Annotated in this window: 19 protein-coding genes and 2 pseudogenes; 9 read left to right on the top strand and 12 right to left on the bottom strand. The window is 61.8% G+C overall.

The window, feature by feature from the left end:
* Nucleotides 1-463 precede the first annotated feature (463 nt).
* From C476_RS03475 to cydB, 5 genes are all read left to right on the top strand, one after another.
* Nucleotides 464-1627 (top strand): NAD(P)/FAD-dependent oxidoreductase, encoded by a 1164-nt coding sequence (locus tag C476_RS03475; RefSeq protein ID WP_083857023.1) that lies wholly within the window; start codon nucleotides 464-466, stop codon nucleotides 1625-1627.
* A gap of 2 nt (nucleotides 1628-1629) precedes the next feature.
* Nucleotides 1630-2478, top strand: a complete 849-nt coding sequence (locus C476_RS03480; protein ID WP_008009912.1) for a DUF1641 domain-containing protein — start codon at nucleotides 1630-1632, stop codon at nucleotides 2476-2478.
* Between the two features lie 236 nt (nucleotides 2479-2714).
* Nucleotides 2715-3491, top strand: a complete 777-nt coding sequence (locus tag C476_RS03485) for a peroxiredoxin (protein WP_008009914.1) — start codon at nucleotides 2715-2717, stop codon at nucleotides 3489-3491.
* A 72-nt stretch (nucleotides 3492-3563) separates the two neighbouring features.
* Entirely contained in the window at nucleotides 3564-4964 is a 1401-nt protein-coding gene (locus tag C476_RS03490; protein ID WP_008009916.1) for a cytochrome ubiquinol oxidase subunit I, read from the top strand.
* Nucleotides 4957-5970, top strand: a complete 1014-nt coding sequence (cydB, locus tag C476_RS03495; RefSeq protein WP_008009918.1) for a cytochrome d ubiquinol oxidase subunit II — start codon at nucleotides 4957-4959, stop codon at nucleotides 5968-5970. Before C476_RS03490 ends, cydB begins: the two co-directional genes overlap by 8 nt.
* A 1197-nt stretch (nucleotides 5971-7167) precedes the next feature.
* Here cydB and C476_RS03500 read toward each other — a convergent pair.
* The 5 genes and pseudogenes from C476_RS03500 to C476_RS19310 form a co-directional block, all read right to left on the bottom strand.
* Nucleotides 7168-7365, bottom strand: a complete 198-nt coding sequence (locus tag C476_RS03500; protein WP_152418171.1) for a hypothetical protein — start codon at nucleotides 7363-7365, stop codon at nucleotides 7168-7170.
* A gap of 136 nt (nucleotides 7366-7501) precedes the next feature.
* Nucleotides 7502-7714: a hypothetical protein gene (locus tag C476_RS03505; protein WP_241430464.1), complete on the bottom strand. Its 213-nt coding sequence runs from the start codon at nucleotides 7712-7714 to the stop codon at nucleotides 7502-7504.
* A 124-nt stretch (nucleotides 7715-7838) separates the two neighbouring features.
* Entirely contained in the window at nucleotides 7839-8162 is a 324-nt protein-coding gene (locus C476_RS03510) for a hypothetical protein (protein ID WP_008009924.1), read from the bottom strand.
* A pseudogene (locus tag C476_RS03515) lies at nucleotides 8162-9252 on the bottom strand (cytochrome d ubiquinol oxidase subunit II). The gene C476_RS03510 and the pseudogene C476_RS03515 overlap by 1 nt, the downstream one beginning before the upstream one ends.
* Nucleotides 9245-10867: a cytochrome ubiquinol oxidase subunit I gene (locus C476_RS19310; RefSeq protein WP_008009926.1), complete on the bottom strand. Its 1623-nt coding sequence runs from the start codon at nucleotides 10865-10867 to the stop codon at nucleotides 9245-9247. The pseudogene C476_RS03515 and the gene C476_RS19310 overlap by 8 nt, the downstream one beginning before the upstream one ends.
* Before the next feature lie 312 nt (nucleotides 10868-11179).
* Here C476_RS19310 and fen point away from each other — a divergent pair, with 312 nt between their 5' ends.
* Nucleotides 11180-12157, top strand: coding sequence for a flap endonuclease-1 (gene fen / locus C476_RS03525; protein ID WP_008009928.1), 978 nt, complete (start codon nucleotides 11180-11182; stop codon nucleotides 12155-12157).
* Nucleotides 12158-12556: 399 nt separating this feature from the next.
* Here the strand turns inward: fen and mvaD are convergent, their stop codons facing one another.
* A complete protein-coding gene (gene mvaD, locus C476_RS03530; protein ID WP_049911574.1) occupies nucleotides 12557-13540 on the bottom strand; it encodes a phosphomevalonate decarboxylase MvaD in 984 nt (327 codons plus the stop codon).
* 120 nt (nucleotides 13541-13660) lie between these two features.
* On the opposite strand from mvaD, the gene nth reads away from it, so the two are divergent.
* Nucleotides 13661-14344 carry an endonuclease III gene (gene nth, locus C476_RS03535; protein WP_008009932.1) on the top strand — a complete coding sequence of 228 codons (684 nt, stop codon included), beginning with the start codon at nucleotides 13661-13663 and terminating at the stop codon, nucleotides 14342-14344.
* 101 nt (nucleotides 14345-14445) lie between these two features.
* Nucleotides 14446-14706, top strand: a pseudogene (locus tag C476_RS19315) (hypothetical protein).
* A 32-nt stretch (nucleotides 14707-14738) separates the two neighbouring features.
* Here the strand turns inward: C476_RS19315 and C476_RS03545 are convergent.
* Both C476_RS03545 and C476_RS03550 read right to left on the bottom strand, forming a co-directional pair.
* Nucleotides 14739-15512: an NAD(+)/NADH kinase gene (locus C476_RS03545; protein WP_008009935.1), complete on the bottom strand. Its 774-nt coding sequence runs from the start codon at nucleotides 15510-15512 to the stop codon at nucleotides 14739-14741.
* Between the two features lie 133 nt (nucleotides 15513-15645).
* Nucleotides 15646-16956, bottom strand: a complete 1311-nt coding sequence (locus C476_RS03550; RefSeq protein WP_008009936.1) for a M28 family peptidase — start codon at nucleotides 16954-16956, stop codon at nucleotides 15646-15648.
* A 148-nt stretch (nucleotides 16957-17104) separates the two neighbouring features.
* On the opposite strand from C476_RS03550, the gene C476_RS03555 reads away from it, so the two are divergent.
* Nucleotides 17105-18169, top strand: a complete 1065-nt coding sequence (locus C476_RS03555; RefSeq protein ID WP_008009939.1) for a polyprenyl synthetase family protein — start codon at nucleotides 17105-17107, stop codon at nucleotides 18167-18169.
* Between the two features lie 67 nt (nucleotides 18170-18236).
* On the opposite strand, the gene C476_RS03560 is transcribed toward C476_RS03555, so the two are convergent.
* The 4 genes from C476_RS03560 to C476_RS03575 form a co-directional block, all read right to left on the bottom strand.
* Entirely contained in the window at nucleotides 18237-18977 is a 741-nt protein-coding gene (locus tag C476_RS03560; protein ID WP_008009940.1) for an NAD(P)-binding oxidoreductase, read from the bottom strand.
* Nucleotides 18978-19090: 113 nt separating this feature from the next.
* The gene (locus C476_RS03565) at nucleotides 19091-19906 is read right to left on the bottom strand and encodes a CBS domain-containing protein (RefSeq protein ID WP_008009942.1); all 816 of its coding nucleotides are present in this window, start codon (nucleotides 19904-19906) and stop codon (nucleotides 19091-19093) included.
* Nucleotides 19907-19945: 39 nt separating this feature from the next.
* On the bottom strand, nucleotides 19946-20290 hold the full coding sequence (locus C476_RS03570; protein ID WP_008009944.1) for a hypothetical protein: 345 nt from the start codon (nucleotides 20288-20290) through the stop codon (nucleotides 19946-19948).
* A gap of 84 nt (nucleotides 20291-20374) precedes the next feature.
* The gene (locus tag C476_RS03575; protein WP_008009946.1) at nucleotides 20375-21868 is read right to left on the bottom strand and encodes a DHH family phosphoesterase; all 1494 of its coding nucleotides are present in this window, start codon (nucleotides 21866-21868) and stop codon (nucleotides 20375-20377) included.
* Nucleotides 21869-21887 lie beyond the last annotated feature (19 nt).

The raw sequence follows: 21887 nt of genomic DNA on the forward strand, positions 1-21887 counted from the left end.
CCGATTGGTACCCGTTGTCGTGAGGACTATCGCTCGGCGTATAGAACAGTCTGCGGTTCCGAAGAGGATTGTAACTAACGGCCATGACCGCCCCCGATGCAATTCCTGGCGGCGGACAGACCTGGAGTCGTGGTGTTTGGAGCGAGCGATAGCTCCCTCATTGTCGCGTTTCGCCTGTCTGTGAGCGTGTTGACGGCATCCCAGTCAGTTTTCCGTGCGTCATCGACGTCGCTGGCGAAAGAAAGCAATAATTGTGGGTTGTTTTTCGCGTTGGTCTCACGACGGACCGCTCGAGACGACACGCGGATATCTGCCATGCAACTCGGCAGTCGGCGGTCGACCAGCGCGTGATTGGCAACTCCCAGCAATTTTCTCTGTAAGTTTCAGTATGAGAGAACCATTCCCAACTATTATTTCAGCTACCTCAGCATTCAGGTAGTATACGTCTAAAGGCTAGGTGTCTATGGACCATATAGTCGTGCTTGGTGCTGGCGTCGGCGGCACGATGACCGCCAACATGCTCCGCCGTCGATTGGACCGCTCCGATGCGGAGATCAGCATCGTGGACAAAAGTACAGAACACGCGTACCAACCCTCGTTCTATCTGCTCCCGTTCGAGTATATGGAGCCCGAAGATCAATTCCGAGACATCCGCGGGCTCCTCAGTGACGGGATTGACTTCGTGCACTCTGCCGTAACAGGTGTCGATCCCGACACAAAGACCGTCGCACTCGAGGACGGCGAGCTGTCGTATGACTACCTCGTCGTCGCGCTGGGCCACCGACTCGCACCCGAGACGACACCCGGCATGCTCGAGGGCTGGGAGGAGACCGACTCGGTCTACCCGTTCTATCACTTCGAGGCTGCAATGCAGCTGCGAGACGCGCTCAAGGACTTCGACGGCGGCACGTTCGTCGTCTCGGTCCCCGACACGTCGATCAAGTGTGGCGGCGCGCCGCTGAAGATGACGATGCTCGCGGAAGACTACTTCCGCCGACAGGGCATCCGCGACGATGTCGATGTCGTCATGACCAAGGGCAGCGACGCCGTCTTCGGCGTTTCGCCGTACCGCGAGAAACTCGAGGAGATCTGGGCCGACCGTGACATTGAAGCCAACCTGAACTTCACGGTCGACGAGATCGACCACGAAGCGCAGGTTATCCACTCCGAAGAAGGTGAGACCCAGGAATACGATCTTTACGCGCCCGTGCCACCGCAGTACGGGCAGCCGGCACTCACCGACAACTCACCGCTGACCGGTGGTAGCGAGTACGTCACTGTCGACGAACACACGCTTCAGCACACCGAGTACGAGGACGTCTTCGCACTCGGTGACGGCTGTGACACGCCTAACGCCAAAACGGCCGCTGCAGCGCGCAAGCAGGCTCACGTCGTCCTCGACAACCTCACGGCACACATGGAGGGCAAACGCCAGACGGCAAAGTACAAGGGCTACGCTGCCTGTCCGCTGCTGACGAAGAAGGGCAAGGCGATGGTCGCCGAATTCGACTATGAGAACAGCATCTCCGCACCCGTCGAGAGCCGGATGAACTGGATCATGGACGTCAACATCCTGCCCAGTTTCTATTGGGACTCCTGGCTGCGCGGCTACGACCCACTCCCATAACGATGGCGAGCAACGAACGATCCCTCGACGCCGACGGCACGCTCAGTGACGAAACCGAACTGGCACGCGCGATCGAGGAAAACGAAGCGGAGCTCGCGGAACTGCTCCAGCTACTCACGGTCGCGGAAGAACTGGCCGCGGACCTGACCCCAGAACTCCGCGAGACCGTCCGTGAGAACCGCGAACCCATCCGTGAGCTGCGCATGGCCTTCGAGCGCGAGGAGACGTTGGTCCTCTTACAGAAGGTCGGCGAAGAGTCGGACACGCTCATCGAACTGCTTGACATCCTTGCGGTCTCGAAAGAGCTGTCCGACGACCTCGTTCCGGAACTGCAGGTCGCGATCCGCGAGAACCGCGAGGTTATCGAGCGCGTTCGGCTCGCCTTAGAGAGCGAAGAGACGATTATCCTCCTCGAGAAACTCGGTGACAACACCGAGACGCTCGCGGAGATGCTCGACTTGCTCGATGCAACCCACGACCTGGCGATGGACCTCACCCCGGAACTACGGGATGTCGCTCAGGACAACCGGAACGTTATCCGAGATCTCCGGATGGCCGCGGCGGGCTTTGCGGATGCCCACGAGGACGCCGATGTCGACATGTACGAACTCGGGCGGAACGCGGGTAACATGATCGCGCTCGTCGAGACGATGGGCGATCCGAAGTTCACCAACGTCGTCGATGCCTCGATCGAGGGCCTCACGAAGGACGACCCCGAACCGGTCGGCCTGATCGGGCTCACCAAGGCGCTGTTCGACGCCGACGTCCGACGTGCGCTCGGCCGGCTCCTTGCAGCCGCCCGCGCACTCGGGAGCACCTCAATCGAGGAGTCGGATCAACAAGAGCAATAGCGTCACAATCGAATCGAGTCGAGGCATACGCACACGCCGATCGCAGGCCGTGTGACGGTGCAACCACGCTTTTTACGATTCCAAACGACGGCGCGCTGCTGTAGCGCCGTCCGAGCTCCGTACCGATCGAACTATCGGAAAATATGCTCTGTATGGTGTAGTATGTTTCTCGAAAAAGAAAATATAGTTGGTAGAAATCAACTTTAATACCCCTAATCCTAAGGGGCTGATGAAGAATGACGCAATCACCCGCTCCCACGGACGAACCGACGACTGACGTACCTGGTATTGGCGATCCGTTTCCCGACCTGACCGTCGAGACGAGCATGGGTGAGCGCTCGCTGCCCGACGACTACGAGGACAAGTGGCTCGTCCTGTTTAGCCACCCCGGTGACTTNCTGACCGTCGAGACGAGCATGGGTGAGCGCTCGCTGCCCGACGACTACGAGGACAAGTGGCTCGTCCTGTTTAGCCACCCCGGTGACTTTACGCCGGTCTGTACCTCGGAGTTCGTCGCGTTCGAGCAGCGCCGCGAGGAGTTCGAGGAACTGAACGCCGAACTGCTCGGGCTGTCGGTCGACCGCGTCCACTCACACATCAAGTGGACGGAGTGGATCGCCGAGAACCTCGACGTCGACATTCAGTTCCCGATCATCGCGGACGATCAGGGAGCGGTTGCCCAGCAACTCGGTATGCTCCACCCTGGTGCAGGAACGGCAACCGTCCGCACCGTCTTCGTTATCGATCCAGAGGGGACGGTTCGGCTGCGTCTGACCTACCCGATGGAGATCGGCCGCAACATCGACGAAGTCCTCCGCTCGCTGCGTGCACTCCAGAAGAGCGACGACGACGGTGTCGCCGCTCCCGCTGACTGGCCGAACAACGAGAAGTTCGGTGATCAGGTCCTCCTGTCACCGCCGGGTACCGAGGCGGACGCCGAAGCGCGCAAAGCCGACGCTGCTGACGACGACCTGAACTACTACGACTGGTGGTTCGTCACCCGCGACAAGTAACAACTGACTGATACCCCCGCGGCACCCTCTGTTGGGTGACCGCAACCGAACCCGACATTACCCAACTGTACTATGATCGATCCAGTCATCGCCAGCAGACTTCAGTTTGCGGTGACGACGATAGTCCACATCATCTTCCCCGTTATGAGTATGGGGCTCGCGCCCTTTCTCATCTACTTCACGTGGAAGGAGATACGGACGGGCGCACAGGTATACGAACAACTCCGCACCTTCTGGACGAAGATCTTCGCCATCAGCTTCGTCGTCGGCACCGTCACAGGCATCGTCCTCGAGTTCGAGTTCGGGACGAACTTCGCGGCGTTCGCGACAGCTGCCGGTGAACTCTTCGGTGGGCCGCTCGCCCTCGAGGGGATGATGGCGTTCATGCTCGAAGCGACGTTCCTCGGCATCTTCGTCTTCGGGCGTGACCGCGTTAGCGACCGCCTTTACATGCTCTCGAGCGTCCTCGTCGGCCTCGGCACCTGGCTCTCGGCCGTCTGGATCCTGGTTGCGAACTCCTGGATGCAGACGCCCCGTGGCTACGAGGTGGCGACAGAGAGCGGCCAGCCGATCATCAGCCTCGTGGACCCGATTGCGGCGTATGCCAATCCGCGGTTCCCGTGGATGTACGTCCACATGCAGAACGCGGCGGTTCTGTCGGTTGCGCTGTTTTTGACCGGCGTCGCCGCCTACTTCGTCTGGACGAACCGCGACACCGAGTTCTGGCGCACGACGATGAAAGTCGGCCTCGCCGTCTTGCTCGTCACCGCCCCGTTTCAGGCGATCCATGGCGACGCCTACGGGCGACACGTTGCAGACACGCAACCACAGAAGTTCGCCGCCATGGAGGCACAGTACGAGACCGACTCTGGGGCCGGACTGAAGCTGATAGCGATTCCGACGAGCCTGAGCGATATCACTGATCCTCATGCTGACGACCTCTTCGTCATCGAGATCCCGTTCGTCGCATCATTACTTGCAAGCGGGGGCGATCCCGGGGCGACAATAACCGGGTTGGACGATATCGACGCCGAGAGTCCGCCAGTCGCCATCGTCTTCTGGGCGTTCCGGGCGATGGTCGGCCTCGGAACGTGGTTTATCCTGCTGGCGTTCTGGGGCGGCTACCGATGGTACCAGGGCACCCTGTTCGATGACGATCTGCTGGCGAAAGCGTTCATGGGATCGTCGGTACTGGGAATCTTCACCGTCGAACTGGGCTGGATCGTCACCGAGGTGGGCCGTCAGCCCTGGGTCATACAGGGCGTGATGAAGACGCATGCGGGCGTCTCGTCGTCATTGAGCGGCTCGGAAGCGCTTGCTACGCTCGTCGGCTTCGTCGGGGTGTATACGGCGTTGCTCGTCCTCTACTGGTACGTCGTCATCCGACTCATCCGGACGGAGGCTCCGACCCGTTCGCCCACGCCGAAACGCGAGACGAACGTCCCCGAGGAGGTCGTTCCGAGCGATGACTGACATCTCGATCGTGGCGACGCCCGCCCTCGCCAATGGGCCACTCTTCGGCCTGCCGCTCGAGGAACTCTGGTTCGCGCTCGTGTTCGCTGTCTTCGGAACGTTCCTGTTTCTCGACGGGTTCGACTTCGGCGTCGGCGCGCTGTTTGCCACGCGAACGACCGACGGCGAGCGTGAGCAGTTGCTGGCTTCGATCGGCCCGTTCTGGGACGGCAACGAGGTGTGGCTGGTCGTCTTCGGCGGCATGCTGTTCGCCGTCTTTCCGTCGGTGTACGCGACGCTGTTCAGTCGCCACTACCTGCTGATGTTCGCCATCCTCGGTGCGCTCATCATCCGTGGGCTCGCCCCCGAGATGTACGAGCAGCGCCACGACGAGGACTGGCAACGCTGGTGGGGCCGCGCGTTCATTGTCGGGAGCATCGTGTCACCGTTCTTCCTCGGTGTCTTCGTCGGCAACTGGCTATTCGGCGTCGAGGGTGTCGCATCGATCGCGAGCCTGCTGGCTGGCCTGGCCGTCGTCGCGCTGACGATCGTCGACGGTGCTGCCTTCCTCGGACTGAAAACCCGAGGCGACGTCCGGCTCGAGACGCGGTCACTCGGCCATCTCGCGCAGGTCGTCTACCTCCTGTTGGCAGTCGCGACGCTGGTCGTTGGCAGTCGGTCGTCACCACACGTCGAGTTGCTCTCGGTACCGACGCTCGGCCTGCTTGGGCTGACGGTGCTGCTCGCCGGTGTTCACGTGGTCGCCGGGTGGGCCGGTCGCTACTACCTGGCCTTTGCGGCCGTCGCGGGGCAGGTGTACGGACTCGTCGCACTCGCGGCGACGCTGCTGTTCCCGCTAATTGACCCGGCGACTGGGCTCACGGTCGCGGATGCGATCGTGTCGCCGCTGTCGCTGAATATAATGACCATCGGCTCGTCGATCCTATTGCCACTGATCGCGACGTACTTCATCGTGCTGTACTCGTCGTTCAGCGGCCCCGTTGAAGAGGGCGAGTCCTACACGTAGGGCTGCTGTCTCTTTTCGGACGCGAGCGACCTCGTCGCGCATGACGTTGCAGTCCTCTCGACGATGTGATTGCGATCATAACTACTGCCCGTCACGACAACCCGAGCGCACGACGGCCCTGTACCCGTCTGTGAATCGGTTCAGGTGGGACGAGAGACGCTCACCGCGTGTGTCCGAGGACTCCCCCGCTTCCCAGTCGGTAGTAGCACGATTTCTTCATCCAGACTACTGTGTGAAACACGCGGTACGTACAGGGTCACACGTATCGGTTAGTACAGGGAGATTTTTTCAGCAAATCCCGTAAGTAGATGAGGCGGTACCGTCCTCCCCAATCATCACATGTGCGCTGCCGTAACATTGGTTCGTCTTAACGTTTACCTGTCCGGTTTCATTACGTGTAGCCCAGTGGATTTCAAAGGTCTCGATGCCGTTGGGAGACGCTCTGTCGGTGTTGTAGACCTCTCGATTTTCGCCGGAGTCAAGTACATAACTCTGATTGTGGACGGTTTCGCCCGTTGCATTTCGTACAACAGTAATGTCGAATGTCGCGCTCTCGTTTCCGTGGTTTTCGAGAGACACTGGATGATCTGAGTCCGGTTGTTCCGAAACGGGAGTGCTTAAACATCCAGTCACGAGTAGTATCACTGCGAAAGTACAGAACACCTTCAGCAAGCGATCACGCATTACCTAAACATACAGCAATCAGTATGAATACTTTCTGCCAAATAAGGTCCAGTCGTTATCGAATCTGGCTGTTATAGTTTTATACTCTGGTAAAAATGAGTAAAAAACATCTCCAACTACTGTTACGGTTGCCTACACCCGATTCTGTGCGTCGTTGCTAGAAAGCTCGAGCAGCAGCAGCGACAGTATACAGTCTACGGGCCCTCTCTCCCAATGTACTGTCTCTCTCGCTAGCACCGACTGACAGTGATCCGTATTAGGTACGACAGCTCATACGACCGGACAACAGTCAGTGAATACTCGATCGCGTCTCGATGGCTGTCGCCGTCGGCGACAGCGTCTTATACGGTTTGCTGTAACTGTTTACTGGAGGGACCGCAGGACGGCTCGCGGTCCCGCCGGAAATGACTGACAGCAGACCGTATTAGGTGCGATCGAGGGATGAACCGTTTTGTTCGGCAGTATCAGGCGACGGTCGCGCGGTGATCCAGTTCGGATTCACATCGGGGCCGATCACGTCCCATGCCACTTGCGATAGAAGCCGACACTGAACAGCAACAGGAGCAGCCCAATTCCGATGCTCCGGAAGAGCGACCCGTAATCGCCGCTGAGATACACTTGTAACAGGCCGACGCCGACGAGTACCGCGATTACGAGGATCGATAACACGAGCATCCACGTCGCATCGTCGACCGTATCAGTACTATTCACGGCTGGATCCACCCCGTCAACGGTGACTGCAGGCGACAGCGGTTGCTCACGATGTCTCTCCTTGAGTCGTCCGCTGGGGTAGTGTGTCTAGTTGGCATATGCAGAGTACCGAGGCCGGGGATAAGGAGCGCGGGCGTCAGTGCGTCGTCGCCTCTGGCGAGAGGCCGATTCCCGCCAGCAGGAGGCCAGCGGCGACGATCAACCCGAGGCCGAGTGCCGTGACGATATCGCCGAGTCTGAACATCCAAACGGCTGTGATGAGGCTCGCGAGGACCATCGCGACGCCGCTTACGAACAGGGAACTGTTGTACGGCTTGTGTCCATCGTTCTGTGACATGGGTTGGCTCACATGTGGTACAACGGCCCGAACGCGCTAAAGTGGTGACCTGTTGGACAGTATTGTCCGCTCTAGAGGGCACTTCGCGGTTCGAGGTAATAATTGCGAACAGGAGTCTCGAGTCGGACATATGTTGTTACGGTACCTCTCCGGTCATCTGTACCCAGCCCTTGATCAGTTGGTTCACGTTGTAGAAGATGACGCCGACGGTGAGAAGCGACGTCGCGAGATAGATGAGAAAGCCAACCGGGCCACCGACCGTGGTACCGAGGAGGCTGCCGGTAATGCCGACGGCGGTGAGTTCGAACCACGTAACCAGTATTCGCGAGCCGAGTTGCGGGGGTGACTGTTCACGATCGGATCGGCGGCGTTCAACACCGGTACCGGTGCGTTCCTCGTCACGAATCGAGTCGTTCTCGACGGTGCTCGTTCCGTTGCCGTCCGTCTTGTCACGCTCCATCAGTACGATTCCTCCACGTCGATCGGTCCGCTGAACGCCGAGTACAACACGCCGAAGTAGATGAAGATCAATGGCAAGAGCAGGCCTGCACCGATCGACATGAGATTGAGCGGGACCGTCGAGACGATCGCTGCATCGACGGTCAAGCCAACTGCAGGGTCGATGGTCGGATACATCAGCCCGGCGACGATACTCACGAGACTGAACACGAGCCCCGCAGCAGCGACGAACGCCACGTAGTACCAATCACGGCTCGTCGCCACGGCGTATACGCCGGCGAGGACGAGCGTCAATACGACGAGTGCTACCACGAGCGGCGAGACGAGTGCCGACCGAAGATCAGGGACCGCGACGGCGATGTACGCAAGCGTCAGGACGATCAACACGAGATAAGCGCCGAGCGCGCGATAGCCGTCCGCCTGGAGATCGGCACGGAGCTCGCCCCGTGTCTTCAGCCGGAGGAAGGCGACGCCGTCGACGACAGTGAGCGCAACGACGGCCAGGCCAACGACGAGGCTGGGAAGGGTAATAATGGTCGTCGCGCCGACCAACCAGTTGGCGGTGAACATGCCGAGGAAAAACGGCGCTGCGACGCTGCCGACGATGAACGCGCGGCCCCACCANTCGTCGCGCCGACCAACCAGTTGGCGGTGAACATGCCGAGGAAAAACGGCGCTGCGACGCTGCCGACGATGAACGCGCGGCCCCACCAGTAGTGCCACCGGTCGTCCTCGCGCTGTTCGTACATCTCGGGGGCGAGCCCGCGGACGATGAGCGCGCCGAGGATCGCGAACATCAGCAGGTAATGACGGCTAAACAGGTTGCCGTAGACGGCCGGAAACGCCGCAAAGAGCGCACCACCGAAGACGACCAGCCACACCTCGTTGCCGTCCCAGAACGGGCCGATCGCGGCCAGTAACTGCTCACGTTCGTGACTGTCTGCACGGGTCGCAAACAGTAATCCGACGCCAAAGTCGAACCCGTCGAGAAACAGGAACATCGCGAAGATAAAAAACACCAGTCCGAACCAAATATCCGCGAGCGGCAAGTCGAACAACGGGCCGTTCGCGAGCCAGCCGCCGTCAGTCATCAGCGCCCACCTCGTCCGTCGGCGTTTCCGGACGCTCAGTCACCGTGAGGTCTGCCGGTGCTGGCGGGCCGCTACGGACGATTCGGGCGACGACATAGAGATACAACACGAGCAACGCTAGATAGACGACGGTAAAGCCGGCCAATGTCGCCGTCGCCTCTGCGCCGGTGAGGTCCGACGAAACGCCGGCGCTCGTCTTCATGACGTCTTGAATGATCCACGGCTGGCGACCGACTTCGGTGACGACCCAGCCGAGATGGACGGCCAAGATACCAAGCGGTGTCGACGCCATCAGCGCCAGGTGCAGCAGGTCGTCCTCGAGGAGTTGGCCACGAATCCAGCGGTAGCCGCCCCAGACGGCCAGGAGGATGAACCAGAACCCGAGGCCAACCATCGCCCGGAACGACCAGAAGACGAGGGCGACGGGTGGCTGTGGGCCTTCGAACTCCTCGAGGCCGCGGATCGTCGCCTGTGGATCGCCACCGCTGGCGAGCCACGATGCGCCACCTGGGATCCCGATGCCGAAGATGTCCTTCGCCCGGGGATCGAGGAGATCTTGCATACTCGTCGGGAACGCAATGATGTACTCGGGGACGTACGACTCGGTTTCCCAGATGGCTTCCATCGCGGCGAACTTCTGTGGCTGCGTTTCGAACACGTGTCGTGCGTAGAGGTCACCGTGGAGGACCTGCAGCGGCGCAGTGATGATGAGGGCGATGAGCCCGAACTTGAGNGCGGCGAACTTCTGTGGCTGCGTTTCGAACACGTGTCGTGCGTAGAGGTCACCGTGGAGGACCTGCAGCGGCGCAGTGATGATGAGGGCGATGAGCCCGAACTTGAGCGTCGTCTCCCAAAACTCGACGTTCTCGATCGGGTAGCCCCAGATGTGGTGGCGGAACACGAAGTACGCGCCCAGCCCCGCCAGAACGAGCGCCACGGATTCGACGGCGGCGTTTTGCATGTGGACGTACATCCAGAGGAATCGCGGGTTCAGATACGCAGCGAGGGGATCGACGAGCGTNGCCACGGATTCGACGGCGGCGTTTTGCATGTGGACGTACATCCAGAGGAATCGCGGGTTCAGATACGCAGCGAGGGGATCGACGAGCGTGACCACCTGCTGGCCGTTTTCGGAGACCAGTTCGTACCCGCGTGGCGTCTGCATCCAGGAGTTCGCAACCAGGATCCAGACGGCCGAGAGCCAAGTGCCGATACCGACTGCGACCGCCGAGATCATATAGAGGACGTTCCCCACGCGCTGGCGGCCGAAAACGAAGATGCCGAGGAACGTCGCTTCGAGCATGAACGCCATCATCCCCTCGAGGGCGAGCGGCCCGCCAAAGAGATCGCCCGCGGCCGTCGAGAACACCGCAAAGTTCGTCCCGAACTCGAACTCGAGGACGATCCCCGTGACGGTGCCGACGACGAAACTGATGGCGAAGATCTTCGTCCAGAACCGCCGAAGCTGCTCGTAGATGGGCTTGCCAGTGCGGATATCCTTCCAGGTGAAATAGATGAGGAAGGGCGCGAGCCCCATACTCATCACGGGGAAGATAATGTGAACGATCGTCGTCACCGCAAACTGCAGTCGGCTTGCAGCGACGGGCTCAAGCATGGCAGGAACGTGGGGATAGCGGCGCTGACACGTCTTTTGTGGGAACGTACCAGAAAGAGTGCGTAGCGTTATATGATCTCGCTGTCATACCTAGGGTTGAGTTAGGACCGAGTTACCTTATAGCTCACCCCTAACTGTTGTCTCGAGGGGGCTGTTCCGGCCGCCGGTATAACGACAAATTGTTGTGGTCCGTTCGTCCGACCGACACAACGGCCAGTCGCCAGTCCACCGCTCCGGCGCGGGGCTCACCGATGGGGACGAACCGCATCGGAAGCCGACGATTGAAATCCCAGCCATCCCAAGTACCCAACAATGGGAAACGCTGCACTCCGGGATATCGCTGTCATCGAGGAGATCCCTTTCGATGACATCGAAGGCGTCGTCGCCGTCGACGCCCACAACTGGCTCTACCGATATCTAACGACGACGGTCAAGTGGACTGACAGCGAGACGTATACGACCGCCGACGGCACCGAAGTCGCCAACCTCGTCGGCATCGTCCAGGGCCTCCCCAAATTCTTCGAGAACGACGTGACGCCGGTGATGGTCTTCGACGGCGGTCCCTCCGAACTCAAAGACGACGAGATCGAATCTCGCCGCGAGCAACGCCGCAGCTACGAGGAACAACTCGAGACCGCTCGCGAAGAAGGCGACGCGGTCGCGGTCGCGCAACTCGAGTCCCGAACCCAGCGGCTGACGCCGACGATCCAGGAGACTAGCCGGGAACTCCTCCGATTGCTCGACGTGCCGATCGTCGAAGCACCCGCGGAGGGAGAAGCACAGGCCGCCCACATGGCTAAACGCGGTGACGCCGACTATGTCGGCTCGGAGGACTACGACGCCTTGCTTTTCGGGGCACCGCGTACCCTTCGCCAGCTTACGAGCAAGGGCGATCCCGAACTGATGGATCTCGAGGCCACCCTCGACCATCACGACCTCACGCTTGAGCAGTTGATCGACGCGGCGATCCTCATCGGGACGGACTTCAACGAGGGTGTCTCCGGCATCGGCCCCAAGACGGCGCTCTCCGAAATCGCCGATCACGGCGACCTCTGGAGCGTTCTCGAGGCTCGCGGCGACCACATCGATCATGGCGACCGTGTGAGACAGCTCTTCCGTGATCCCAACGTGACCGACGACTACGAGTTCGAGACGACACTCGAGCCGGATCTCGCGGCGGCCCGCGAGTACGTCACTGACGAGTGGGAGATCGACGCCGACGAGGTTGCACGCGGATTCGAGCGAATCGAAGAAAGCGTCACCCAGACCGGGCTGGATCGCTGGACGTGAGCGAAGCGGGCGTGTGGTCGAAGATCGGTATCCAAAACCGATGGCCGGGAGCGGTGGGCAGCCGCAATGTGCGGCTGATCGCGCGACTCGGGGGAGGGCAGGCCGCTGTACCGACACCGACCGCGAGCGATAGCGAGCAGGATCGTCTTCCGGTGCTTTTGATCAACCCTAAGCGGGAGCTTCGCTCCCGCGAGGTCCGAGAGCGGAGCTCTCTCGAGATTTCATCGAGAGACGTCGCGAGCGAGGCGCTCCGTGCCTCGCTCGCGACAGACCGTGGTTCGAGACGCCAAAGGCGTCTCGTCATCAAGCGAAACCTTCGGTTTCGCGGACATCGCGAATCTTCGATTCGCTCAGTCACGAGAGAGCAAAGCTCTCTCGAACGACAGCGTAAAAGGTTGGTTAGAAGAGGTGTTTGTCTTCGTCCAACAGTTTGGCGGGGCCGCCGACATCCCAGATGGTCGTCGAGACGCCACAGTCGGCGACGGCTTCCTCGACTCGCTCGGCGTACTCTTCGGTGGTGTTGACGTAGACGCTGGCCCCGGTGTCGGTCGAAAAGTAGACGGGGATGTCCTCTTCCTCGCGGAGTTCACGAACCGTGTTGAAGATCGCGAGGGTCGCGGGCTGCCAGTAGACCCAGCCCGAGGGGCCGGTCATCGTGGTCGCCGCAAGCGACAGCGAGTCCTGTTCGGCGAGTTCGAACGTGCGCTCGAAGTCGTTGTCGCGAAGCGCATCGCGCATCTCGGCGATCTGGCCGTGGATGTGAGCGTTGCGCGCCTGGAACATGTGGCTGTCGGCAGCTTCGCGGTGGGCGTCCTCGGTCTCCTTGTGGTAGGGGACGAGTCCGACGACGATCTTCAGATTTTCGTGGAGATCCGACGGAATCCGCTCGGAGTGACAATCCTCGTCGTTGAGTCCAGTGTAGAGCTGGGAGAACGCGCCAGTGACCGCTCGAGCCGAGGAGGCCGAGCCGACGCGGGCGATCGTTGAGATCTCCTGGCGCGACGCGTCGAGGTCGGCTGCTTCGGCAAGTGCCATCGCTGCGGCTGCAAAGCCAGACGACGAGGAGCCGAGGCCGACGTTCGAGGGGAAGCTGTTCTCGCTCTCGAGACGAACGGGGTACACGGTGTGGGCGGCGTCGGATTTCGAGCGGGCCTTCTCGACGACGGCCTCGACGCGTTCGTACGCGCGGCCGTCGAGTTCCTCGCCGTCGACGATGAACGTGTCCTCGTCGTAGTCCATCGAGAACTCGACGGTTGTCCGCGTGTGGCTTGGGGCCGTACAGACGCTGATGCTGTCGTGATACGGGAACCGCTTGATGTCGTCGCGCATCCCGTGATACTTGACCAGCCCCTGAATGGGGTGGGCCATGGCCGTGGCTTTCATACCCTGATAGGTGGCTGAGGGCCGCTTAAAGCTCACGGCATTCGGCTATCGGTCGGTCCCCGCTGTGTCGGCCGGAATCGAACCCGAACGCTGAAACGAACCGACTGCCACCACACCCCTATGGGCACCCCACGCGAGACGCGGCAGGCACAGGCCGAGACGGTCGTCGACCGACTCGAGGCGGAATACCCCGATTCGACGATTTCGCTGCGGTACTCGAATCGCCTCGAGTTGCTGATCGCGGTGATCCTCTCGGCGCAGTGTACCGACGAGCGGGTCAACCAGGAGACGAAGAAACTTTTCGAGAAGTACGACGGCCCCGAGGACTACGCAAACGCAGCGCAGGACGACCTCGCCGAGGACCTGAACTCGATTACCTACTATAACAACAAGGCGAAGTACATTCGCAGCGCCTGTGAGACGATCCTTGAGGACCACGACGGCGAGGTGCCGGATACGATGGACGAACTGACCGACCTGTCGGGAGTCGGGCGGAAGACGGCGAACGTCGTCCTCCAGCACGGCCACGACGTGGTCGAGGGGATCGTCGTCGACACGCACGTCCAGCGGCTCTCACAACGGCTTGGGCTGACCGAGGAGGAACGCCCTGAACGGATCGAGGAGGAGCTGATAGAGATAGTTCCCGAGGACTACTGGCAGCAGTTCACCCACCTCTGTATCGACCACGGGCGAGCGGTCTGTACGGCACGGAATCCTGACTGCGGTGACTGCGTACTGGCGGATATCTGCCCCTCTGAGAAGGGCGACAGCGAGATCGATCTCGCCGCCGGCGAACCGTGGTAATAGCTGATTAGAGACCGACCCCTGTCGATAGCGACCGGTCACCGTTCTTGGCAAGCCCAACGTCTTTTCGGAGATCACAGCTATGCCCGGTCGGGATCAGCATGTCCGACGACACCGACGAACGCGAGACGACCGGCAAAGAGGAGCACGGACGCGACGTCTAACTCGAGCACGAACAGACCGACCCCGAGGAGGCGCGCGACGAGGACGAACTGACCGAGGAAGAAAAGGAAGCCCGCGAGCGACAGGACGAAAAACAGCGCCGACAGGACATCGAACACAAATCTGACGACCGAGAAGACGCCGCGCTCGAGCAGGAAAACTCGGACGGTCACCGAGACGAAGCGCCATACAACAGCTAACCGGACCCGGGACGCTGCTGCAATTTTCGTTCTTAGCGCTCCGGGACGATCAGCGTCGAGAGCGTGTCGGTAACGGAGATGGTGACTCGTGCATCCATTGGCGCCATACCGACCGATCGGTCGTCGACGACGAGACGGACGTCGTTTTCGTTGCGCTCGACGGTAAACGCGAGGTCATCGTCGGGGAGAACCCACTGACGAGTCTGGGTAACGAACGGACCGATCGGAGCCACGGCGACTGCGTCGATGGCCGCCGAGAGCTGGGGAGCGTCGACGGTGCTGGCGTAGCCGTGGCTTCCGGCGGGCGTCGCCGCGACGACGCCGTCGGCGCGAAACGTCGCAACGGGTTGGCCGCGACTGTGGACTCCGTATTCGGAGATACGCGCCGGTTCGTCGGTGACGAGGGTCACGTCGAACAGTGCGCGATCGCGGACGACGGTGTCGGTCGACTCGAGAGTGACACCGAGTACGGGCTGTGGACGGCAGACGGCGTCACCGCTGATGACCGCTTCGAGTGCGTCGGGTATGCGCTCGCGGTCGACCGACTCGATACCCGACACCGGACCGACCGGCAGGACGGGAGCGTCGATGCCCGCTCGCGCAAGCGCTGTCAGCGACGCTTCGCCGGCCGTGACCAGTACCGACGGCTCCGCCTCGAGCACGGCCTCGAGGCCGTCGCTGACGATCGTCACGTCGGCGGCGGCCGACTCGAGGCGAGCACCGATCTCGATGGCGTCAGTGTCGTCCGCTTGGCCATCGACGACGCCGACGACGGGCTCTTCGCCGGCGCTCCACGCGGCATCCATGGTCGTCAGTTCACACGGCCCAATGAAAAGGGTACGGTTGTCGTCGCGGACCGCGTGCCGGCGGTCGATCCGTCCGGTGTGTCCGAGGGTGGCGACGCGTTACAGCGGTAGCAGCGCGAGAACGCCCACGACTTCAGTCGTCGTAGGGCCAGTCGCCAGTGATCTTCATGCCTTCGGCGAGGTCCTGCGCTTCGAGGTCGGCTGCGATGGCGTCGGACGCGCGGTGGGCGACGGTCACGTCTTCGCGGGCGAGTGCAACGATGTACGCGGTCAGGAGGATCGCCTGTTCGCGCAGGGTCCGGGACTCGAGTTTCTCGATCGTATCCGCGAAGGTGTGCCCCCAGCCCCGGCCCGCACCCTCGGAAACCGATCTGACGTAACAGCCGGGGATGCCCTCGGCGACGAACGGCCAGTGGTCGCTGTGGGGGCCAAGCGTCGGCACCGTCTCGATCGGATGGTCGTATCGCTCGGCGATCTCGTTTGCGACCTCCTCGAGCGCGTCGAAACCGTGCGTGACGAGCTCGAGCGTTCGATCGTTGACGACGCCGTCGTTGTTGACCACTGCCTTGATCGCGTCGATGTCGGCTGCCTCGGCATACCGGGTCGAGCCGACCAGCCCGACCTCTTCGGCACCGAAGGCGACGAACTCGACGCGGGTCTCGAGGTCGTCCTCGCGGGCGGCGAGCGCGTTCGCGAGTTCGACCACCATCGCGGTGCCGGCCCCGTTGTCCATCGCCCCCTCGGCGATGTCGTGAGCATCGACGTGGCTCGTCACGAGGATGCGCTCGTCGGTGTCGGGTCCGAGTTCGGCATGAACGTTCTGGCTTTCGGCGGTGTGAATGTCGGCCTCGACGGCAAGCGTGATCGACTCGCCGTCGAACCGCCGGGCCAGTCGCGCGCCGACTTCGCTCGAGACGCCGACGGCCGGAATCTCGCCGACCGGCGACGCATCAGTTCCGACACTGCCGGTCGGCGGCAGACAGCCCTCGACGTGGTTGCGATAGATGAAGCCGACGGCACCGTTCTCGACGGCGTGGTAGTACTTCTCGCGGCGGTGGAGGTATCGGTCGTAGTAGTCGGGCACGTCGCTGCGGACCATGACGATCGCCCCCTCGAGGTCGGTCGCCTCGAAGTCCGCGGGGAGGCCGTAGCCGAGGTCGATCAGCGGCCCGGTGACGCGGTCGTCTGGACTTCGCGGTAGCGCGATACAGTCCTGTGTCGTGTCGCCGGCCGTGATCGCGCTGTCGCCGCGGGTCCAGCCCTGTATCTCGAAGGGCTCGAGGTGGGCGTTTCGAGCGCCGACGTCGGCCAGCGCGTCCCGTGTCAGTTCGGCAGCCTCGCGTTCACCCTCGCTGCCGGCCATGCGATTGCCGATATCGACGAGAGACTCGAGGTGGGTCCAGCCGACGTCGCTCTCAAAGATCGAGCCGATCCAGGCGGTCATAACCGTATCGTGGGCGGACGGCCGGGTAACTGTACCGCTCGGCCGTCGCTGCGCTTGCAGGCAGATCTCGAACGGGTCGCCAGTTTCTCATTTTCGATGACAGGTGTAACTACGAATCTTTTTTACGCCACTCCTGCTCGAAACTGGTATGCGGGAGACGCTTGCCGACTGGCGGCCGGCCATCGACGAGGCAATCGCAGACCTGGTCCCACGCGAGATCGACGCTGACTACCTCGAGACGTTCTTCGGGCCGCCGACCTACGAGTACGATGCCACTGGCATCGAGTGTGCGCTTGCGACGCCGCTGTGGGACCTCCTCGACCGCGGGGGGAAGCGGTGGCGTGCGATTCTCTTTCTCGTCTTCATCGAGGGATTCGACGAGGATCCCGCCGAGTATCTCCCCTATGCCTGTATTCCCGAACTCCTGCACAACGGGACGATCATCGTCGACGACGTTGAGGACGGGGCGACGATCCGGCGGGGCGATCCGGCACTGCATCACGTCTACGGACACGACATCGCGCTCAACGTCGGCAATGCGATGTACTTCCTGCCGCTGAAAGTGATTACACAGAATCCGGCCGACCTGCCAGCTGACCGGCAGCTGGCTGCCTACGAGATGTTGATGGACGAACTCAACCGGACCCACCTCGGGCAAGGCATGGACATCTGCTGGCACAACGAACGCGAGGTCCGAGTCGGCACCGACGAATACCTCGAGATGTGTGCGTGCAAGACCGGCTGTCTCGGGCGGATCGTCGCCCGACTGGCCGCGATTATCACCGATCAGCCCGACGCGGTCGAGGAGGCGGTTGCCACGTACGCGGAACTGACCGCCGTTGCCTTCCAGATCGGCGACGACATCTTGGACGTCGAATACTCGCTGGGTCGAGCCGGCGAGTTCGGCAAGGAGTTCGGCAACGACATCCGCGAGGGCAAGAAGACGCTGCTTGTCATCCACGCGATGGAAAAAAGCGAGCCGGAGCGTGCCCGACAGCTGCAGTCGATTCTCGAAGCCGAGGACAACACCGACGACGAAATCCACGAGGCCCTCGCGATTCTCGAGGAAACCGGGAGCATCGAGTACGCCCGCGAGTGTGCCCTCGAGTTGGCTGCCCAAGCGCGGGCGGCGATCGACGAGGTGAACTTCGACACCGAGACGACGCGGAAACTCGAGGAGTTCACGGAGTTCGTCATCGAACGCGACGCATAGCGCGGCGGTATAGACAGCCCATTCGTAGCGGACCGCGATCATCCTTACTCGAGTGGCCGATCAGCGATCAGATGTGACGGTGTTCACGGCTGGCAGTGAGGCGGTCATCGGCCCAGTCGATGTCGACGTGGTTGGGCGGCTCGCTCGTCATGCCATCGCGGCTGACGATCTCGAGGGTTCGGTTCCGCGCGTCGGGCGTAAACGGCGACGCCGCCATTACCTGTGCGACATCGGCCCGCGGAATCGACCCCGAGACGGAACCACCACCCTCGTTGACCACGACCGTATCGCTTGGTGGATCGTTCGTGAGCCTGCCGGGACGAACGATCGTGTAGTCCAGTCCCGATCGGCGCAGGGCCGTTTCGGCGTCGTGCTTGGCCGACAGCGTGCCCCGGATCAAGAGCCGAGCCGGAAGCGACAGCCCCGCTTTCGAGGTTCCGACGCCGATCGCGCTCTCGAGAACGAAATAGGAGACACCGGACCCAACGGCAGCAGTGATGAGGTTGATGACACCGGTTCGATCGACCAGTCGGGTCCCGATCGTGTGACGAACCCCCGGTGGCGTTCCGAGCGTACAGTAGACGATATCGCAGTCCACGACCGCCGCGACGGCGTCGGCCGACTCGAAGAAATCGGCCACGATTACGTCGTCCGCCCCGTGTCGCTCGAGCATGTCGACGTTCGCGTACGACCGCGTGGTCGCGCGCACCGAGAGTTCGGTCGGCCGGAGGACTGACAGGAGTTCCTGTCCGGTTTCCCCGCTGGCACCGGCGACGAGGACCTGATCGGGTATGCGTGAGCGATCCATCGAACGAGTTACCGCACGGACACTGAAAACGCTCACCAGCAGTTGCCGTCCACGACTGTCAAAATATCGAATATGAAAACGCTGTCGTCCGTTCTCGTGGTCGGCAGTTGTCTTTAGTTGGCCCGATCGTCGGACTGGAGTCGCTTCGTCGTCTTGACTAACGGATGGCGCGCGTAGTCGACGACATCGATATCGTCGATTTGCTCCAACTCCTCTTTTTTGGCCGTGTCTGCCATCCCCAACTCGATCTCATGGTCGATGACGATGACGTAGGCATCCATCTCGTCGATCCCGAGCCGATCGGCCGCGAGCACACGGTGGTGGCCGTCGGCTAGCAACAGCATCCCGCCGTTGTCGATCACCACCAGCGGCTCGGCCAGCCCGCGTTCGAGCTCGTAGCGTCTCCCCTCGAGTTCGTCGGCGTACACCCGGCCCTGGGTAGGTGTCAGCTCCGAGAGCGGGACAGTGCGGCGCTCCTGAGTCAGATCGATCTCGTGGATTTGCTCTAACGTTCGCATGAGTTTGCCGACCTTCTCGGGCGTCGCGCGTTCGATCTGGCTCCGGATGACGTCAGCGTTCGAGATGATTCCGACGAGGTTGCCCGCGTCGTCGACGACGGGCAGTTTCTGGATGCCGGACCGGAGGATGACTCGGGCGGCATCGTTGACCTTCATGTCGGGATGGGCGACCAGCAACTCCGTCGCCATGATTTTGAAGATCGGATCATCGTCGTCCGCAAGCAGCAGGTCGCGGGCGCTGATGAACCCCTCGACGCGGCGGCGCTCGCAGACGGGAAAGCCGCTGTGTTCGTCGCTCTCGGCGATTCGCCTCGCGACCTCGCCGACCGTTTCGTCGGGCGACACTGTCGCGACATCGCGCGTCATGTAGTCTTTGACCCGGGGCTTCGTCCGGTCCGACACGACCTCCATAGACGATTATACGGGTGCCGCGCGCAAAAGCACTGTCTTCTATTCGGGGAGGCCGTTTGGGGATCGTGTCTCCGTTGTAACAAGCGAAAGCGCGATCCCGCCGGCGGTGAGCAGCAGTGAAACGACCACCAGCCTGACTCGAAGTGGGAGGACTACGGTGGCAACCCCCAGGAGTGGACTGATCGAAACGAGCGTTGTGACAGAGACGGGCGTGTCACTGGCGAGGTGGGTGATGGCAGCGTACAGACCGAGAACTGTCGCATGAGCCGCAAAGACGGTAGTGAACTGTAGTTCTCCGTTTGCGGCGAGAACGAACCCACTGAGGCCGGTGAGCGTCGAGACACCCGCAATCGTGTCGGTAAGCCACTGTGCTCTGTTTCCCATCTATCATATTGTATGAAAACAATGACAAAAGACGTTGTGCCCCGACCGCGAACCTCGACAGGTATCGACTCGAGTCGGATGCCCTTATGCTGACTCGCCGTCTTCCGACCCACCGCGCTGGGTGAACAGCCACTCGCTGGTTTGTGTGTAGGCTCCAACTGGGACCCCTGGCCGCGTCTCGAGTGCCTCGAAAAAGCGGTTGATAATCACTTCTTCGACGATGCTGACGATCGATTCGACCTCTTCCTCGTCGTCGGCACTGCCCAAGATGCCGATCTCGAGTTGTGCGCCAGCCATGTCGGCGTGGCCGCCGGCGCTGCCGATTCGGTCGAACGCGTCCCGAAGCGTTTCGCCGAGATCGACATCTGCCGCCCGTGAGCGGGCCGACAGATACACCATTTCGTCGTCGAACCCGAAGACCAGCGTCGTCTCGATCCCCTCCATCGTCAGCAGTTGATCTGCGGCCTGCGGTAACGCGTCCCGGTTGCTGATCCGATTGACGCTGGCAACGGCGACCGACCCTCGTTCGATCCGGTTTTTGATCGCCCGTGCGATCGTCTCGAGTGTCTCGCCCTCGAGCGACGGCTGTTCGATCTGACGCAACAACGACGTGTCGACGTGGGGAGACAACACAGAGGCAGCCCGGAAATCGGCCGGTGAGACTTCCCGCGTAAAGTCGTTCGTATCGACTCGAATGCCATACAACAGTGCCGTCGCCGTCGCTGGATCGAACGCGAGATCGAAGTGCTCTATGTACTCGGTCAGGACGGTGCTGGTCGCGCCCGCCTCCTGCCGGAGGTCGACGAAGTCGCCGGGAACCGGCCCGCGAGGTGGGTGGTGGTCGATGACGATGTCGACGTGAAGGTCCGCCGGTAGCTGGTCGTTGACGCCGGGTCGGGAATGATCGACGAGCGCGAACGCCGAATAGTCCGTCAACGGGTCGTCGGGAGCCATGTTTTGCAGGTCCAGATCGAGTAAATTGACCATCGCTCGGTTCTCCTGATGGGAGATGTCGCCGAAATAGCAGGCGTCAGCGTCGACGCCGACGGATTCAGCGATGTCGACGAGCGCGACCGCGCTCGCAAGCGCGTCCGGATCGGGATTGTCGTGGGTTACGACCGCCAGTCGACCGTCGATCCCCGCAAGCGACGCCCGGAGTTCGATGGCCGCTTCGGCCGACGCACTCGCCGTCTCGAGTGCGTAGTCTGCGATCGCCTCCGTCGGGTCGACGACGTGATCCGCCAGTTCCGCGAACTGGCTGCGGTCCGTCGCCGTCGCGTGCCCGCCCAGATAGGCCACGATCGAGACAGCGGGGAACTGCTCACGCGCGAGCTCGAGTGCAGTCCGATTTCCGTCGGTTCGGTCGCCGGCGACGAAGATAACGTCCGGTCGGTCGACACTTGCGATGGTGTCTGGATCGGTTGGATCCGCGTGCCGGGCGGGCACACTCTCGTCGCGTAACGTCTCCACGGCGCTTGCATCGTCAGTGATGACGAGTACGCGGCCGTCGCGCTCGGCGACCTGTTCGGCCACTTTCCGACAGATGGTCCCACAACCGAGCACGAGCCGGAAAACCATTTATCGCGGCTTGCGACCC

Source organism: Natrinema limicola JCM 13563 (genome assembly GCF_000337475.1).
GTDB classification, from domain to species: domain Archaea; phylum Halobacteriota; class Halobacteria; order Halobacteriales; family Natrialbaceae; genus Natrinema; species Natrinema limicola.

What these genes read in the sequence shown, in the direction of transcription:
- C476_RS03475 (WP_083857023.1), top strand. Translation starts at nt 464, where the DNA reads ATGGACCATATAGTCGTGCTTGGTGCTGGCGTCGGCGGCACGATGACC.
- C476_RS03480 (WP_008009912.1), top strand. Translation starts at nt 1,630, where the DNA reads ATGGCGAGCAACGAACGATCCCTCGACGCCGACGGCACGCTCAGTGAC.
- C476_RS03490 (WP_008009916.1), top strand. Translation starts at nt 3,564, where the DNA reads ATGATCGATCCAGTCATCGCCAGCAGACTTCAGTTTGCGGTGACGACG.
- cydB (WP_008009918.1), top strand. Translation starts at nt 4,957, where the DNA reads ATGACTGACATCTCGATCGTGGCGACGCCCGCCCTCGCCAATGGGCCA.
- C476_RS03510 (WP_008009924.1), bottom strand. Translation starts at nt 8,162, where the DNA reads ATGGAGCGTGACAAGACGGACGGCAACGGAACGAGCACCGTCGAGAAC.
- fen (WP_008009928.1), top strand. Translation starts at nt 11,180, where the DNA reads ATGGGAAACGCTGCACTCCGGGATATCGCTGTCATCGAGGAGATCCCT.
- mvaD (WP_049911574.1), bottom strand. Translation starts at nt 13,540, where the DNA reads ATGAAAGCCACGGCCATGGCCCACCCCATTCAGGGGCTGGTCAAGTAT.
- nth (WP_008009932.1), top strand. Translation starts at nt 13,661, where the DNA reads ATGGGCACCCCACGCGAGACGCGGCAGGCACAGGCCGAGACGGTCGTC.
- C476_RS03545 (WP_008009935.1), bottom strand. Translation starts at nt 15,512, where the DNA reads ATGGATGCCGCGTGGAGCGCCGGCGAAGAGCCCGTCGTCGGCGTCGTC.
- C476_RS03550 (WP_008009936.1), bottom strand. Translation starts at nt 16,956, where the DNA reads ATGACCGCCTGGATCGGCTCGATCTTTGAGAGCGACGTCGGCTGGACC.
- C476_RS03555 (WP_008009939.1), top strand. Translation starts at nt 17,105, where the DNA reads ATGCGGGAGACGCTTGCCGACTGGCGGCCGGCCATCGACGAGGCAATC.
- C476_RS03560 (WP_008009940.1), bottom strand. Translation starts at nt 18,977, where the DNA reads ATGGATCGCTCACGCATACCCGATCAGGTCCTCGTCGCCGGTGCCAGC.
- C476_RS03565 (WP_008009942.1), bottom strand. Translation starts at nt 19,906, where the DNA reads ATGGAGGTCGTGTCGGACCGGACGAAGCCCCGGGTCAAAGACTACATG.
- C476_RS03570 (WP_008009944.1), bottom strand. Translation starts at nt 20,290, where the DNA reads ATGGGAAACAGAGCACAGTGGCTTACCGACACGATTGCGGGTGTCTCG.
- C476_RS03575 (WP_008009946.1), bottom strand. Translation starts at nt 21,868, where the DNA reads ATGGTTTTCCGGCTCGTGCTCGGTTGTGGGACCATCTGTCGGAAAGTG.